The organism is Bombilactobacillus sp. ESL1097, assembly GCF_058107205.1.
The window spans coordinates 1-15931 of record NZ_JBYLUB010000003.1; the positions used below are offsets into that span (position 1 = coordinate 1).

General features: G+C 34.7%; 20 protein-coding genes, 3 pseudogenes and 1 riboswitch. Of the genes and pseudogenes, 11 read left to right on the plus strand and 12 right to left on the minus strand.

Features of this window, described 5'->3' with window-relative positions; translation table 11 throughout:
* The first annotated feature begins 899 nt into the window (after nucleotides 1–899).
* A riboswitch (TPP riboswitch) is annotated at nucleotides 900–1000 on the plus strand.
* An 87-nt stretch (nucleotides 1001–1087) separates the two neighbouring features.
* Together cytX and AC3B6D_RS07655 are read left to right on the plus strand one after the other, a co-directional pair.
* Nucleotides 1088–2269 carry a putative hydroxymethylpyrimidine transporter CytX gene (cytX, locus tag AC3B6D_RS07650; protein ID WP_489758050.1) on the plus strand — a complete coding sequence of 394 codons (1182 nt, stop codon included), beginning with the start codon at nucleotides 1088–1090 and terminating at the stop codon, nucleotides 2267–2269.
* A 291-nt stretch (nucleotides 2270–2560) separates the two neighbouring features.
* The gene (locus AC3B6D_RS07655) at nucleotides 2561–3289 is read left to right on the plus strand and encodes a hypothetical protein (RefSeq protein ID WP_489758049.1); all 729 of its coding nucleotides are present in this window, start codon (nucleotides 2561–2563) and stop codon (nucleotides 3287–3289) included.
* Between the two features lie 253 nt (nucleotides 3290–3542).
* Here the strand turns inward: AC3B6D_RS07655 and AC3B6D_RS07660 are convergent, their stop codons facing one another.
* Complete coding sequence (locus AC3B6D_RS07660; RefSeq protein WP_489775317.1) at nucleotides 3543–3674, minus strand: hypothetical protein; 132 nt, start codon at nucleotides 3672–3674, stop codon at nucleotides 3543–3545.
* Between the two features lie 244 nt (nucleotides 3675–3918).
* Between AC3B6D_RS07660 and AC3B6D_RS07665 the strand changes: the two genes are divergently transcribed.
* From AC3B6D_RS07665 to AC3B6D_RS07680, 4 genes are all read left to right on the plus strand, one after another.
* Complete coding sequence (locus tag AC3B6D_RS07665) at nucleotides 3919–4203, plus strand: ArsR/SmtB family transcription factor (protein WP_489775318.1); 285 nt, start codon at nucleotides 3919–3921, stop codon at nucleotides 4201–4203.
* Nucleotides 4204–4281: 78 nt separating this feature from the next.
* The gene (locus AC3B6D_RS07670) at nucleotides 4282–5430 is read left to right on the plus strand and encodes an MFS transporter (protein ID WP_489775319.1); all 1149 of its coding nucleotides are present in this window, start codon (nucleotides 4282–4284) and stop codon (nucleotides 5428–5430) included.
* A gap of 326 nt (nucleotides 5431–5756) precedes the next feature.
* Nucleotides 5757–6410: a hypothetical protein gene (locus AC3B6D_RS07675; RefSeq protein ID WP_489775320.1), complete on the plus strand. Its 654-nt coding sequence runs from the start codon at nucleotides 5757–5759 to the stop codon at nucleotides 6408–6410.
* Nucleotides 6411–6419: 9 nt separating this feature from the next.
* Complete coding sequence (locus AC3B6D_RS07680) at nucleotides 6420–6863, plus strand: hypothetical protein (RefSeq protein WP_489775321.1); 444 nt, start codon at nucleotides 6420–6422, stop codon at nucleotides 6861–6863.
* 229 nt (nucleotides 6864–7092) lie between these two features.
* Here AC3B6D_RS07680 and AC3B6D_RS07685 read toward each other — a convergent pair whose 3' ends face one another.
* The 3 genes and pseudogenes from AC3B6D_RS07685 to AC3B6D_RS07695 all read right to left on the minus strand — a co-directional run bounded on the left by AC3B6D_RS07685 (nucleotide 7093) and on the right by AC3B6D_RS07695 (nucleotide 8004).
* Nucleotides 7093–7347 carry a WYL domain-containing protein gene (locus tag AC3B6D_RS07685; protein WP_489775322.1) on the minus strand — a complete coding sequence of 85 codons (255 nt, stop codon included), beginning with the start codon at nucleotides 7345–7347 and terminating at the stop codon, nucleotides 7093–7095.
* Nucleotides 7348–7428: 81 nt separating this feature from the next.
* A pseudogene (locus tag AC3B6D_RS07690) lies at nucleotides 7429–7593 on the minus strand (helix-turn-helix transcriptional regulator); the annotation flags it as partial.
* A 3-nt stretch (nucleotides 7594–7596) separates the two neighbouring features.
* The gene (locus AC3B6D_RS07695) at nucleotides 7597–8004 is read right to left on the minus strand and encodes a helix-turn-helix transcriptional regulator (protein WP_489775323.1); all 408 of its coding nucleotides are present in this window, start codon (nucleotides 8002–8004) and stop codon (nucleotides 7597–7599) included.
* Between the two features lie 87 nt (nucleotides 8005–8091).
* Between AC3B6D_RS07695 and AC3B6D_RS07700 the strand changes: the two genes are divergently transcribed.
* The 4 genes and pseudogenes from AC3B6D_RS07700 to AC3B6D_RS07715 all read left to right on the plus strand — a co-directional run.
* Nucleotides 8092–8544 (plus strand): VOC family protein, encoded by a 453-nt coding sequence (locus AC3B6D_RS07700; protein ID WP_489775324.1) that lies wholly within the window; start codon nucleotides 8092–8094, stop codon nucleotides 8542–8544.
* Between the two features lie 103 nt (nucleotides 8545–8647).
* A complete protein-coding gene (locus tag AC3B6D_RS07705; protein ID WP_489775325.1) occupies nucleotides 8648–9127 on the plus strand; it encodes a transposase in 480 nt (159 codons plus the stop codon).
* A 438-nt stretch (nucleotides 9128–9565) separates the two neighbouring features.
* On the plus strand, nucleotides 9566–9709 hold the full coding sequence (locus AC3B6D_RS07710) for a DDE-type integrase/transposase/recombinase (protein WP_489775326.1): 144 nt from the start codon (nucleotides 9566–9568) through the stop codon (nucleotides 9707–9709).
* Between the two features lie 63 nt (nucleotides 9710–9772).
* Nucleotides 9773–9817 (plus strand): annotated as a pseudogene (locus tag AC3B6D_RS07715) (hypothetical protein); the annotation flags it as partial.
* Between the two features lie 67 nt (nucleotides 9818–9884).
* Here the strand turns inward: AC3B6D_RS07715 and AC3B6D_RS07720 are convergent.
* From AC3B6D_RS07720 to AC3B6D_RS07755, 8 genes and pseudogenes are all read right to left on the minus strand, one after another.
* Nucleotides 9885–10253 (minus strand): hypothetical protein, encoded by a 369-nt coding sequence (locus AC3B6D_RS07720; RefSeq protein WP_489775327.1) that lies wholly within the window; start codon nucleotides 10251–10253, stop codon nucleotides 9885–9887.
* A 23-nt stretch (nucleotides 10254–10276) separates the two neighbouring features.
* Nucleotides 10277–10823: pseudogene (locus AC3B6D_RS07725) on the minus strand (recombinase family protein).
* A 17-nt stretch (nucleotides 10824–10840) separates the two neighbouring features.
* Nucleotides 10841–11338, minus strand: a complete 498-nt coding sequence (locus AC3B6D_RS07730; RefSeq protein WP_489775328.1) for a zeta toxin family protein — start codon at nucleotides 11336–11338, stop codon at nucleotides 10841–10843.
* Between the two features lie 147 nt (nucleotides 11339–11485).
* On the minus strand, nucleotides 11486–11698 hold the full coding sequence (locus tag AC3B6D_RS07735; protein WP_489775329.1) for a hypothetical protein: 213 nt from the start codon (nucleotides 11696–11698) through the stop codon (nucleotides 11486–11488).
* A 143-nt stretch (nucleotides 11699–11841) separates the two neighbouring features.
* Nucleotides 11842–12456: a hypothetical protein gene (locus AC3B6D_RS07740; RefSeq protein ID WP_489775330.1), complete on the minus strand. Its 615-nt coding sequence runs from the start codon at nucleotides 12454–12456 to the stop codon at nucleotides 11842–11844.
* 71 nt (nucleotides 12457–12527) lie between these two features.
* Nucleotides 12528–12848: a type II toxin-antitoxin system RelE/ParE family toxin gene (locus AC3B6D_RS07745; protein ID WP_489775331.1), complete on the minus strand. Its 321-nt coding sequence runs from the start codon at nucleotides 12846–12848 to the stop codon at nucleotides 12528–12530.
* A complete protein-coding gene (locus AC3B6D_RS07750; RefSeq protein ID WP_489775332.1) occupies nucleotides 12848–13144 on the minus strand; it encodes a type II toxin-antitoxin system RelB/DinJ family antitoxin in 297 nt (98 codons plus the stop codon). The genes AC3B6D_RS07745 and AC3B6D_RS07750 overlap by 1 nt, the downstream gene beginning before the upstream one ends.
* 270 nt (nucleotides 13145–13414) lie before the next feature.
* Complete coding sequence (locus tag AC3B6D_RS07755) at nucleotides 13415–14608, minus strand: MFS transporter (protein WP_489775333.1); 1194 nt, start codon at nucleotides 14606–14608, stop codon at nucleotides 13415–13417.
* Nucleotides 14609–15177: 569 nt separating this feature from the next.
* Between AC3B6D_RS07755 and AC3B6D_RS07760 the strand changes: the two genes are divergently transcribed.
* Nucleotides 15178–15924 carry a hypothetical protein gene (locus AC3B6D_RS07760; RefSeq protein WP_489757683.1) on the plus strand — a complete coding sequence of 249 codons (747 nt, stop codon included), beginning with the start codon at nucleotides 15178–15180 and terminating at the stop codon, nucleotides 15922–15924.
* The last annotated feature ends 7 nt before the right edge of the window (nucleotides 15925–15931 follow it).

Here is a 15931-nt window from a genome sequence, read left to right on the forward strand (position 1 = left end):
AGCTCATAGGACTTGTACCCTTGGGTATCATTTTGATACCCAAAATACATTTGCCTAATTTTTTATAGAAACTGAACTTTAGTATTTTTCAAATTTATCTAAAGTATTTTTATTGCATTAACATTAAGTGAAAAATACATCCAAATATATAACCGTGTTCAACGTTCAGTAAAAAAACTGATTAAGTGTTTAATAATCTAAATTTCACGTAACATATTTTTAGTTGTTATTTAAATTTTGAAATTGTTTGATACTTATCAAAGTTAAAAAAGGCTCTAAATAAATAATTATTTAGATGCTTATAAGTTTACCTTTTATTTTTAAAGAAAGTATTAAATATGTTAATCATTAAACATCAGTACTATTTATTAATACAAATTATTTTCATTTCAAATTATAATTATTAAAACCAATTAGTTAATCAAATGGATTATTTTATTATAAATCGAAATAATTCTTTAATCATTAAAAATAATAATATATCTTAAATATATAAGGCTTTGATAACAAATTATTTTGTTTAGTTAATTAGTATTTATTACTATAATGTATTTTACTTACTGTAGAAATTAGATTTCAAATATATATAAGCTCTTTTAAACGTAGATCTATATGGTCAAAAAATACTATTATTAAATAATAAGGCATAATAATTTAAAAAATATAGTTTTATCACCATTTAAATATTCAAATAAAGTCAGTGAACCAATTATTAACATTTAAAGTAACGTTCTTTGTTAAAAAATACATAGCAGAAGCTTCTTGCTTAATTTTCACACAGGATAAGCAAGTTGCGGATATCTATTCTTTTTCCAACATTGGTTTCATGCCCAAATACATATCAATTAAATGTTGTACTTTTTATGTAAACGTTATAAACTAGCATCTGTAAACATATAATTATCGCAAAGGGGAGCCTATCTGTGCTGAGAATGATGAAAATCAGACCCTTCGAACCTGTTTTGTTAAGACAAACGTAGGAATTGTGATCAATTGAAAGTATTCTTTTTGCGAAATTGTTGCTGAATCGTAAAAGAATACTTTTTTATTGCCACAACCAAGTATTTATTCGGAAAGTGTGTGCAAAATGCAACAAACAAAGTTGAGTAGTTTATTTTTATTGTGGCTGGGAACAGCAATCTCAATTGCTGAAATTGTTACTGGAACCTTAATGGCTCCCCTAGGATGGGGAAAAGGTATTAGTGCCATTATTATCGGGCACTTGATTGGCTGTTTTTTATTTTTATTACCTGCAGCTTATCTTTCAGCAATTAAACAACAACCAGCTATTGCCGTCACGCAAAGTATCTTTGGTAAGGCTGGAGTTGAAATTTTCTCTGGTTTAAATGCGTTACAGTTACTCGGCTGGACGGCAGTGATGATCGTCAATGCGCAATTGGCTTTAAATAGTCTGGCACAGAAGTTATTTAATTATCATAATACCGTGGTCATGGCAGTAATTGTAGCGGGATTAATTATTATTTGGCTATTATTGAACCATCAATGGCTCTTTCGAATCAATAATTTAGTAGTTATTCTCTTAGCTATCGGGATGCTTTTAGTAGCAGGAATTTTGCTGACACATTCTTTCCCTCATGCACAGCAGCTAAAACTCACTCCGATCAGTTTTGGCAGTGCGGTAGAACTCAACGTGACGATGGTCTTATCTTGGCTACCATTGATTGGTGATTATACCTATCAAGGACAGCAGCCAGTGAAGGAAAGTTTAGTGAGCGTCCTGGGTTACTTTCTCGGTAGTTGTGCCATGTTTGTCCTAGGATTATTAGCCGTTTTAAAATCTGGACAAACTAATTTTAACCAAACCCTAGCACAAACCAATTTGGGCATCATCGCTTTATTAATTATCATCTTCGCGACCGTTACCACAACCTTTATGGATGCTTACTCCGCAGCAACTAGTTTAGATAATATCTGGCATTTAAACCATGTCAATTATTGGGCTGTTGGTATTACGATCTTGGGCTTATTAATTGCACTCAACGTTTCTTTAAAGTACTACCAAAACTTTTTAAACTTTATCGGCGCCATTTTTACGCCATTATTTGCCATTTTATTTGTCAGTGTCTTCTTAATTAAACAAAGGCTCAACTTTTTCTGGAATTTCTGGTGGTGGTTAGTGGGCGTTGTAGCATATTACTTGCTGCAAAAATTAGACTTCATTGGCGGCACTACCTTATTATTACTGGTGATCATCACCAGCGCACTGCTCATCACGGCGACTTTCAGTAAAAAGTATGATTTTAAATAATTAATGCTGTTACATTAATTAGTAGTAGCATTTTTCAAAAGTAAGATTTCTATCAAATTTAATCTCAATTTTTGATTAATTATTGCATTGAACTACCTGTTAAATTTTATTAAAAATTAATTAAATAATAGTCATTATTTGCAATTACTAGTACTGATTTATGCTATATTTAAATTAATCTTTATGAACAAAGCTAAAGGAGTTGATATCATTAAAAGCCAGATCACACACTGAAAGAACCAAGTTAAGATTTCAACATAAAATTTAATTTGACAAGGATGAAAATTAAAAATGAAACTAAAGTTATCCAGTAGCAGCTTCTTACTTGCCCTAATCGGCTGTTTAATGTTAGCTGTACAACCAGTTCAAGCAAAAAACTACGTGACATCAGCTACTAATTTACAAGTTAGTTCCGGCAATACTGCAGTACCCTTATACAGTGATGCTGATTGCACGCAACCAACCGGGGCCACTTTATCAACTAAAATCAACAATTGGCAAGTCTTCGCCATTGGCCAAGCTAGTCCAGCAGCCAATGCTCAGCGCTTATCTTATAAACTAGGGGCCAAGGCCTGGGTCAAAAGTAGCGATGTCTTTTTAGGTGGTGTCGTTAAAAATCAAAAGCCAAATAACTTATTAGAAGCCTATTCTAACTACCAACGGGTGCCAATTTATGATTCGCCACAACTTTGGCACATTACCGGTTATTTGAATTCCAACATTGCTGATTGGAAAATCAGTAAGTATGCTAGTAACAGTGCCACCGGAAATCCCATTACGCGGGTGGACTTAGGAGCTAACCAATGGGTGGATGCCACTAATGACGTAGTGGCCGTGCGTTCGCTATATATTTTTGAAAAGGGGACTCAACTGTTTAACCAGTTTGGAACGCCAACGACTAAAATCCAAGCTGACGACTTTTACAAAGTTTATGGTATTAAAAACATCAACGGACAAAATTATGTCAAATTAGGAACCAACAAACAATGGGCTAACTTAAGTGAAGCTCACACTAACTAATTATGTAAAAAACAGTCTTTATATATCAATATATCTTTATATCTTTGAATTATCAAGTTAGTATATTGATATGTATGTAAGACTGTTTTTTTAGCTTTTAAAACTACTTCATTTTTAATTTGTACGAATTATAACCTTTAATAAACTCCGCAATTTCATCCGCACGATGATCAAAGAGTTTGTTTAAGACATCAACTGCTAATTGAGGATAAACTTTAAAAGATCCATGCTGCTGAAAATCGTTTTGAGCCTGCTACTCGCCCATGGCGAAATCTGTCATTGATGCATTATTCTGGTGGGCTTTTTGTTGCTGCCAAGCCGTATATGCCAATTGCACATCATCATAATTGCCAGCTTTGACATCATCATGAATTTTCTTGAACATTTTTTACTTTCTTTCCGTGAACTACCTCAGCTCTATAGTAACAAATTCTTTGGTGGCAGTTTAATCATGTTTCAAAGCCAATATTAGCACATTTCAACTGAGCAGCGAGGTGATTTTTTCCCAATTCAATTACTCGTTAATCTGTGCCATCAGTTTCAATTTAAAATTTGACATTTCAGCTTGATAATGTTTTAATACAAATCGTTAATTCGATATTTCTAAAAATACAAACAAGGAGTAAAAAATGAATTCTGACGAAAATAGAGTAAAAATTCTCAAAGCTTTAGCCGATGAAGGACGCTTAAAAATTATTCGAATCCTGTTTAACAGTCACCGTGAAATGACCTGTGGTGAAATTGCAGCGCATTTAAACTTAAGTGATTCCACCGTTTCATATCATTTACGAGCTATGCGGGAGGCCGGCTTAACCAAGACCCGTAAAGATGCACAAACACGTTTGATCAGCATCAACGAAGCCACCTTTGCGCAGTACTTGCCCGGATTTTTAACAACTTTGACAGACCACTAAAAAATTTTAGAGCTAATTTCGATATATTTAGAAATAGCGAATTACAACTTGATTAAATGAAACGGAAGTCTTCAATAGATGAAAAAATATGCTAGTTTATTCTTTTTAACAATGTTTTTAATTGGTACGGATACATTTTTAATTTCGCCATTATTACCTACTTTGAGCCACATTTATCATATTCCAACTGCAATTTCCGGTTGGTTAGTGAGTGCCTATGCCATTGGTTATGCAGTCTTTGCTTTAATTTCCGGCCCTATTTCTGACGGCCATGATCGCAAAAAAGTCATGTTATGGGGCTTATTAAGTTTTGCCCTCGCAACTTTACTCTGTGCGTTTGCCAACAGTTTTCCTTTAATGCTAATCTTTCGCTTTTTGGCTGGCGTCAGTGCTTCTTTTGTGACACCACAAGTCTGGGCCTCTATTCCCGTAGTGATTCCGCGAAAACAAGTAGTCAAAGTCATGGGTTACGCCACGGCAGGGATCTCTGTTGCGCAAGTCATTGGGATTCCCATTGGCAGTTATTTAGCCGCTAGTTCTTGGCACACTCCATTCTATGTTATCTCAGGAGCAGCTTTCTTGTTATTACTATTGTTATTTTTCACCTTACCCGAATTAGAAATTAAGTCCCGCCAACATCTCTCCTTTATTCAAATCTATCAACAAATTTTAACTAATCACCAAGCTCTAAGCCAATTAATCGTTTACTTAATTTTCCAAACAGGCGCGTTTACGGTCATGACCTTTGTTTCAACTTGGTTTCAGACTACCTTTCAGCTCTCTTTATCAACAATTGGTACAGCACTCTTGGTCGCTGGCCTGGGTAATTTAATTGGCTCTCTCATCAGCGATAAAATCGTTCAACATTTTGGTCTGAAAAAATCGTTCATGAGTATTGCATTACTTTTAATCATTGTAGATTTACTAACCATTACTGCCGCTAACTTTTGGTTCGCAGAAATTATTTTAATCTTAATTTATTTGTTAAACGGACTAATTTTGCCCTTATTCATGACCATGTTTCAAACTACGGTGCCCAATGCTGGCAGCACTATTTCTTCATTATCCAATTCTGCTATGTATTTAGGCGAAACCTGCGCTGGTATAATCGGGGGCCTCTTATTCAAAGCCTTTAAAAACTATCTCGGCATTGGATTATTTGCCGCCATGATGATCATCATAGCCTTAACTATCCGTTGGATCTTAAACTTAAGAACAGAACGTTGAGTGAAGACCTGAACATCAGCACTATTTATTTTTACTACTCAAGAAGTGCTTATAATTACGCGGTCTTAATTACTATCCGTAACCGGAATGGTAGCAGCACCTCAGCTTATAAATACAAACCGCTGAAAAGTAATGTTCGTATCTATACGAACATTTTCTTTTTACATAAATTTCTTAATTAGTCTTTATATAATCAAAAGACACATTTTAAAGCGTTTGTGCCTTTTGATTACCTTTGATAACGCTTGTAATGGTCATTATAGTATACTATTTGAACTAGCAACCTACAATCCACCAATTAAATCATGTGAAAGGATATAATAACAATGACTCAAGGAAAAACTCCATTACACTTAGCCAAAAGTACTGCAGAATACCGTTTATTAGGACAAGCAAAAAATAAAATTAATCCGTGGGAAGAGCACGTTCATTTCGACGGCTTAAAAGGATCATTTGAATGGTTTTTTACTAAAGTTGATACCACCGAAGCTAGTGTTGTGATTGGCATTACGACGGCCCCCTTTTTTCAAGGTGAGTTAGGTCTGAAACCCACTTTAGATGTGATGATTAATTTTCCTAACGGTAAAAATATTATGAAACACCTTGAATTCGATCCTGCAGACTTTTCCATTTTAAAAAATAACTCTGGGGTGGCCATTGCTCAGAATTACTACCAAAGTACTCAACTGCAACAATTTCATGCACACGCTGAAGTTGATGATCTTGTGATTGACTTAGAGGTTACACCACAAGCACCAGTCTGGCATCCTGAAACAGGACACTTTCTTTTCGGACAAGAACAAGAAAATTATTTTGGCTTTTTTGTAGTACCACCAACTCCCACAGCTCATGTAACCATTCACAGTAAAGAATTAAACCTGGATACTGATGGAACCGGCTACGTCGATCGGGGTTGGATGAATAAGCCCTTGGGGGAAATCTTAAATAACTGGAATTGGTATTACTGGAATTTCAACTAGTACACTGTGATGGCTATTAACATCACTTTTGAAAAAGAATACGGCTATCCTGAATACCCACTTTTTATGGTATATAAAAATGGTGAACTATTAGCTGGCGGGCCAGACACTCAAAATAATGAGCATTTACAATATACTGTTAATCAACAACATTACGATGCAAGTATCCAACGGAACGTGATTGATGCATTCACTTATTCCTATCATGAAGCAAACAAAAACTTTACTTTAAAAGTCCACAATGATCAACAAATCGAAGTACAAAAATGGTTTAATGTCTTACCAGGATCATTGACACAAAAGCAAGCTTCATCAGTTTGTGATGGTGCGGAAGCTCGTTTTACTGGCCGCGCAACTTTTACTTTTGAAAAGGATGGGCAAGTCATTGATCAAATCTCAATTGCTAATGGACCATTTGATGAACTGCAATATATGGGGCATCCTAAAAAATAATCCTCTGACGACCAACATATTTCTCTAAATTATACGGCTTTTTAACTGGAGCTCATCTACGCATTGTTATCTTGTTCTTATGATCCACATTGAACAGGAGACAATGCTTTTTTTATTCAAAGTACTAATCAAATCAAATGAACATCAATAGTTTCGTTTCCAATCGTTGAAACAACAGCATTCCTACTGGCGAGTTAAAGACATTGCCTACCAATTACTTGATAGAACTCTACAATTGATTAGCAAGCGCAAGTACGTATGCCCGAAAATCGGTTTTAAATTGCGACTGATTCAAAATCTGAACTCCCTGTCCCAGACCTAACAAAAACCGGAAACTTTCTTCATTATTCGGCAGACCTATAGTTGCATGAAAGGTCTGCCCATCCGTTTCGTTGATTACCTCCGGACCAAACCGTTCCACAAACACGTCCCGAAAACGTTCCGCAACAGCTAACCAAACTATCGTTTCCCGTTGCGGTTTCATCCCGCTATATAAGACAAGCTTCTCAGCATTAATAGATCGCGGTTCAAATGTTTCTGCTGAGTACTCGATCATGGAGAGTTTTGCAAGAGTAAAAGTTCGAAATGCCTGCCGAGTCATGTCGAAACCTTGAAGATACCAGCGCTGGACTTTGAAAACGATGCGGTATGGTTCCAATGTCCGCTGGCTCATTTGACCACTTCGGTTCGTATAGGTAAACTTCACGATATGATGTTGCCGAATCGCAATTAATCATGCGGTTGCTCGTCTCCGCAGGGCGACCGTTCCTGGCCAACCTTGATATTCAATGACCACTGGCATCAGTCCTTCAGATACAGTAGATAATCCCTTAATCCGATTCAAAGTTTCTCGCAGTTCTGGGGTTGCTAGTAGCGTAGTCGTACCAGATAGCGCAACGAGCAGATTATCAAGATCTGTTTGAGTAAACAACTTTTTGTCCACCTTATAATCTGACATGATGCCAACGCCACCATAACGACCCTGTTTGGTAAAAATCGGAATACCAGCCTCATTTAACGTATCCAAATCTCGATAAATGGTACGAACACTGACTTCAAATAACGTTGCCAACTTGGTTGCTGGGACTATTTCTTGTCGCAGCAGTAGGAAAGCTAGACTAATTAAGCGACTTATTCTCATTCTTTCTCCAATCCTGACATAATTGTGTCATATTTTACTTGCTATACTACGTTTGTTAAATCAATTAAGCAATTGGAGGTTGTAAACATGACAAAAACAGAACTAATTCCTTTTCTATCGTTAAACGGACAAGCAAATAAGGCAATCGCCTTTTACGAAAAAGCACTAGGAGCCGAAGTCGTTTTTAAAAAGACACTGCTTGAGGTCCAACAAATAGGTGCTCCCCTGAAGCTGACGCCTAAAATTGAAAATCAGGTTAGTCACTGCGTATTGGTATTTCCTACCGGTGGCGAATTAATGTTGAATGACACACCTGTTGATAATGCACAATTTGTGATTGGCAATAATCAGAGTATTTGCCTACAATCAACGGACAAAGACCAGATTACGACCCTTTACCAGGGATTAGTGACAAACCAGTACCAGGTTGACATCATCACACCGCTGACCAGTAACGTCTTCAGCCCCGCTTATGGGATCGTGAAGGATCCCTTCAATATTGTCTGGCAACTGACAACTTCAATTCACAATGATTTCTAATTAATCCAACACAATATTATATTTATAAAACTGATAAGACCGTCTCCCTTCGATATGCCACCAAAAATGCCTCCAAAAATCTTAATTTTTGGAGGCATTTTTTATGAGCAGATTATCTAAACAAGACAAAATTGATATTTATAATTTATGGAAAAATTATTCATACGGAATCAAGGAACTATCCGAAAAGTTCTTAATTGATCGATCTACTATTATATATTTGGTGGCTTTACTTGATCGACACGGTATTGAACTACTGGATTGCCCATACATTTCCCATTCTGTAGAATTTAAAGAACAAGCAATCAATCGTGTATTACTGAATTACGAAACCATGTACTCGGTTTCTATTGATTTAGGATTAAAACATCAATCAATCTTACAATCTTGGATACGCAAATACAAAGCAGACGGGTATAATGTGATTAATCACAAGAGAGAAAGAACGACTCAAACTCAACAAATCAAGCTTCTCCAACAAAAAATCCAAGACTTAGAGCAGCAGAACTTGAAAATGCATATCGAGATCGAATTAAGAAAAAAGTTAAATACTCTGATCGACCAGTCCGATCAGAAGAACTAGTTCAAGCAATTATCAAGGTAAGAAAAGAATTCCGCGTCAGCGTTGAGTATGTCCTTAAAATCATCAATGAATCTCCTGATTTACCCAATCCGTCTCGTAGTAACTACTACTATACAAAATCAAAGATAACAAAAACCAAGCTTTAATGATCCATTTATGTTATGAAACTAACTGTCATCACTATGGCTATCGTAGAATTACTTGTGAGTTGAGACGTAAAGGTCATATCAAAGACAATTTAATTCAACGTAATTTTGGTGCAACTAAACCTAATCATAAGTGGTATTGTGTGACATGACTGAGTTCAATCTTCATGGTCAGAAGACATATCTATCGCCCATCATGGATGAGTGTTATTTCCTACACAATTTCTCGTAGTCCCAATCTCCAACAAACAATGACTATGTTGGAAAAGGCAGAGCATAAATATACATCATTATGCACTCTGATCAAGGATGGCAGTATCAACACCAAAGATTTCAATCATGGTTAAAGCAACGTGGAATCAAACAATCCATGTCACGTAAAGGAAATTTGCTCGACGATGGCTTAATGGAGGGGTTCTTTGGTATACTCAAGTGAGAAATGTATTATGGTTTTGAGAAGCAATTTTAAAACTTAGATGACTTAGAGGTAACAACCAAAGAATATATTCATTACTATAATCACCAGCGAATCAAGATCAAATAAAAAAGTGGCTAAATCCTTGATTTACAAGGCTTTAGCCACTTTATTTTGTTGCTTAAAATTGTTTTGATTAGCTATTTTTGACCAAATAGTAATTCATAAAAGCAATTACTATGGTTAAAACTAAAAACACTGCTATTATTACTTGACCGAGAATTTTAAAAATATAGCCGTTGGCTATTAACAGGAACCACGCGCTGGCAGCCATTAATGTTATGCTCAAAGTATTTAAAACGAAACCTAATTTTCTATTAACTTTAATTCTGGCAACAGACAAAACGGTTGCTATGACCAAGCTAGCTGTGCTTAAAATATAAAAAATGGTTGCCGAATTACTTGTCGTTGGATGAAGTAACGATTCTACTAACGAACAAACACTCAAAATTACCATAGCAAGATAAAGTAAGACATCTAAATAATAAGACATTTTCTTAAGCATATGAATTCTCCTTATTCTATTAATTAATTGTTCAACAATTTAAAACGTCGCTGTTGAGTACGTTCACTGATACCTGTTTTACGCTCAATCATTTTATAGGTCATACCCTGCTGGCGTAATTCATAAGCAAAGCGAATTTGTTCGTCAGTGTACGTTTTGGGGCGTCCTTCTCTAAAACCTGGATCATTCTTTTTAGCGTAAGCTTTCCCTTCCTGTGTCCTTGTTACAATCATATCACGTTCGAATTGCGCAAACGCACTAAAAATCGTAAAGATTAATTGTCCTGTTGGTGTATTATCAATCATTCCCATATTAAGAATATGAATCTTAACATTGCGTTGGATCAGATCTTGGATAATCTCCAAAGCCTCTTTCATATTTCTAGTAAACCTATCTAGCTTAGTAACGATCAATGTATCATCTTCTGATAGCAGATCAATCAGCTTTTGAAATTCTGGACGTTGAGTTGTAGTGCCTGTAAATTTTTTCAGAGCCAGCTGTTTTTAACAATTCAATTTGATTTTCCAATTTTTGATCCGTTGTACTAACACGAGCGTAGCCGTATTTCATGTAAAAATCCTTTCATGCTATAAATTATTTTCTGTTATATCATGGATAATTTGCTTAAAAAAAGTTTTTGTGTCGCCATTTGTCAAACGGCGGTCATTATATTCTAGATAATCATTAGCCCGCCACCATTTTTTTAAACTTGCTATTGGAAAGGGAAAATCTTTTGTTTGATTATGCTTAACTGTCAGAGAAAAAGGTACGTCCAAGTAATAGACAAAAGCATTACGACCAAAAAGTTGGATTAAATTTTCTAACATTTCACCATAAACATCTTTGCGTAAAATACCCTCTAAAATAATTACATGATAATGTTTAGACCCGTATTCAACCAATTCTTTTATTAAACTAATTGCTGGTGTACCTGGACGGTCGTTAGCATGTAATATATCACGGCGGATAACATCTTGATGAAGCAAAAAACAATTATCATAACCTAAATATTTTTGTAGATTATCAGCTAAAACTGTTTTGCCACTCCCAGAATTTCCTCGGATTAAAATAAAAATAGTTTCCATACTTTTAACTCCATTCCAAAAATATAGCATGTGTTTATGTCGGTAAGTTATGACGTATTTTAACCAATTTAATTATAAGACAAGTAAAAAAAGCGACACAACCATTAAGTTATGTCGTAAAAGTTTAAAGATACTTCAATGTTATAATTAATTAACAGATATGTTATTCTTATTTATTTTTTCTAAATCTTCATTCTTAATGAGTATTGAATGATATCTTTCTTTAGGAAGTTCTAACTGAATTGCATCTGGAAAATTTGTATCCTCACGACCAAATTCAATGATTAATATTCTATATTCATTCTGCTGAGAATATTTTGGATTTTTAACCGCAAAAGCGTTTAATAAAACTTCTTCCAACTTTTTTTTATCCTTTATTTCATAGAATAATTCTTCGTTATTATCGAAAGACAGAGTTTCATTTTTATATTTAACAAACTTTGTAAAAAAGGTTATATCTATTCCATCATTATCATACCTTCCTAATTCTTTTAGATAATTATTTAAGTGATCTTTTTTTTATGATTTATGTTTTGATCGACAATTTCACATTTTTGGTTATTAAAAGTTTTGACGAAAGATAGCTCTTTATATGCATCTATGCAGTCCTTATTACACATTTCAACCTTCCAATCAAGAAGATTATCTCCCTGAAAAGTTTGTATTCCCGAATTATCTATTTTAGGATTTTTAACAGACTTGTTATTAAATTCAACAGTTTTTATTCGTACCCTGTCTAATTCATGATTAAAATCAGTGAAAAATAATACCGCGTCTTTCCCTTGATTGCTATCACTAAATTTTCTCAATCTATAGACAACATCTTTTTTTATGCTACCATCTTCGTTAAAATCATTATCATAAAGTATAGTAAAACAACTAATATACGATTTAGCATTATTATATAGACCTGATTGATATATTAATTCTGAATAGCTAATTTTTGAACTATCCCTTATTTTAATATAACCCTCCTCATCATCTCCAATAAAAGTATTTTTATCATTTAGAAAGGTTTTTATACTTGGAAAGTATAAAATTCCATTATTTAACTCCTCTGCTTTACAATTAAATTTAATAAATGCTACAGCATCTGTTCTTCTATTAGGAATGTTCATTAAATATCAACCCTTTTCACAAAAACTAAATAACTTTTAATTGCCTCTTAGTGATCGTTTTTTTATTTCCATTATTTTATTTTTCCTTGAAAAAGTTCTTTATGCGTTCCTATTCGAATTAACCTAATTACTGGATTAGTATTATGCGGCAGATAAATGATTACAACGTCTACTTTGCCTTCTGATAAGTGAAAGTCTAAAGTATCATTATATAAACCACACCTATTATCCAGTTTATGTGGACTGTAAGAATCAGGAACACGGCCATGAAGCTGTAACTCACTTAATGCAATCCTAAATTCTGAAATTAATTCTGGATGGTGTTTTTTAAATTTTTGATAATCCTTTTGAAACTGCGGTTCAATCTTAATCTTGTAATTAACGTTATTCATTATTGGCTATCACTATTCAAAAAATCCATAATCTGACTTGTCTCCTCAAATTCAGGAGAGTTATCCGGTATTAAACCCATTTCCTTAGCTTGTGCTTCAATCAAAGCCTTATGAGTTGTATCATTGGGTATTTCGTCAGGAACTATAATTTCAAATGGAATTTTATTTTGAATAACGAACTGTTTAATTGCCATGTTAATGTAACCATTTAATGTTAATCCGGCAATTTCTAGACGCGGTTCTACAGCTTTTTTTAACTGGTCATCTATCCGAATAGTAGTTGGAGTTGTTGTCATTATAAATCCTCCTTTGTATATTTGTATTCATTATAACATACTTAAGAATACAAAAACATAAATAACAATTATAATGAACAGTACAGGCTTCGTTTTTCAATTAGAAACCAAAACGATTTTATTGACGTAAAAATTATTGATTACCATGGGACCGTTTTGTACATAACCTTGAAAAAGTAATTCTTCCTTTTTGGAGTCGAATAACATAAAACATTAAAGAAAGAAGTAATGCTGAGTTATTCTGAATTTTAATAACTACTCCAACAATTGCTAATTATTGTTTGATTTTCGTAAATAAACATATAACAAGCTATAACCTATTCCACAAACTATCGTCAACACTCCGTAAATTAACAGCAACAGTTTAGTGCCTGTTTGTTGAAACAGCAACGTTCCGACTGGTGAACCTAAGGCATCACCTACCAAAAAGCCCGACTGAGCTATGCCTAAATACAGAAAGCTTTCAGTTTGGGGAAACATATCGTATTCCATCAACTCTTTAAAGATAAAAAAGCCGGCGATACCAATTGCCATAATTGTATAAGCAATTAACGAAATATAAATGCCCTTGTCAAATTCTAAAAATGCTACCAACATACTACAACCAACAATGACTTCATTGATAAGAAAGGCCCATCCTGCAGACATCCGCAAATGTCGCCGTTGATAAAAAAGCGATGTTAAAACTGTTAAAATACTAAATATCGTCGTCCAAACAGTTACTGCACTAATTTTTAGACCAGTCTTCCGTAAAATCGCTGGTAAAATAGGATCAATCAAGGCGTTAGTTAACCCCAATAAGAACACCAACAAAAATAATAGTACCCCCGCTAACCGATTCGTTGGTAACGCCACCAACAGACTATGCGGCTTTTTTTGAACTCTACCGTCAGGAATGCTATTAGTCACTGACAGACTGCCCATCAATAAGGCCGCTATAACAATCAAAAACCAGTACATATAATTTGCAGCATGCACTACAGAAATCAACCAGCCAGCAACAATAGTGGCCATCAAAGTAGCAATTTGCATAATTGTATACCGCGACGAAACCAATGCTTCTTTAGCTGCTTCATCTTGGTCTGATTCAAAATAAATCCAAGAGCGAATTACTAGTAACGTAATACTAGCTCCGAGACCGGCAATAATACCCGAAATCAACGCTATAAAAGCGTTATTAGGAATCACTCTCAACAACATGCCCACAGCATAGATTGGCAAAAAAACTTTGACAATCTTTTTTAACCCCCAGTTGGCCAAATTGTTACTGATTAAAAAGGAAAATGATCCCGCCACTGCCATCGCCGAATAAGAGATGGAATAATTCAGCAGACCATGATTTTGTTGAAAGAACAAGATTTGAGCGTATTTGGAGACGCCCATTGCTAAATAGAAAATTAAAATAAAGACAAACATCTTCTGATATTTGTATTCATTATGGAAAAAACGTTGAAATAGTTTCACTGAACAATGACTCCTGAATCTTTAATTAACGGTATTAATGCATAACTTCAAGGCGAACATCAACCAAAAATACTTTTTTAGAAATCAAGACACTTTCTTTTGTCTCAAATCTGCTGACAAAGAATTTATTAATATCATAATCTACAAAATTAATTTTATCTATAAATCACAAAGAAATTCTCAGCAGAGTATTTAAAACAAACATCTTCACTATAGTTTAACAACTTATCGTACGTTACTGTTCAATTATAGAAAATCGGTTAACTAATCATAAATAACTTTTTGTGTTGTGCAAAACTATTATGTTGGATCACTCACGTTAGAATAGTAGTTCAAGATGTTTCTTCATTGGTGTCACCTACTATCTACATATTAATCCAATTTAAAGATAGTCAATATAACTTTAATAGAACCTAATCAACTATTGAATGAAAATGATCCTGGATTAAACTTCATGAACGCAATGTCACTGAGCGCAAACCTAAATTTTAAAATCAATTCCAACTGGTGTTTTCGAAACTTCTGATAACCTTTTCGTGCTACACTTAATATGTCAGAAAGAGGGGTAAATGATGCAAGCAAAATTAACGTTGATTGGCAGTTTAATTATGACCGTATTTGGTTGTTTATTGATAATTAGTCATTCGGTTAATGCCCAAGCCTATGTCACATCAGCCGCAAATTTACAAGTTAGCTCTGGAAAGGAAGCGGTACCAATCTATAGTGATGCTGCCTGTTCCCAACCAACCGGTACAACTTTAGCCACCACCATCAATGATTGGGCAGTCACTGCTGTTAGTCAAAGTAATCGTCCTACAGATGGTACAACGTACATTCCCTTTAATTCCTTTGACCTAGGGTTTAATCAATGGGTTAAAAGTAGTGATGTCTTTTTAGGTGGCGTCGTCAAAAACAAAAAGCCCAATAACTTAATAGAAGCCTATTCTAACTATCAACAAGTTCCCATCTACGACTCGCCACAACTATGGCACATCACTGGTTATTTAAATCCTCAGATTGCTGATTGGAAAGTAAGTCAGTATGCCAGCAATAGTTCAAGTGGCGATCCCATTACGCGGGTTGATTTAGGAGCTCATCAATGGGTGGCTACATCGAGCAACGTCCTTGCCGTGCGTTCGATCTATGCCTTTGAACAAGGAGCCCAATTGTTTAACCAGTTTGGAACGCCAACGACTAAAATCCAAACTGACGACTTTTACAAAGTTTATGGTGTTAAAAACATCAACGGACAAAATTATCTCAAATTAGGTAACAACCAGCAGTGGGCTAATTTAAATGCCGCTCATATCAACTAATTTAATT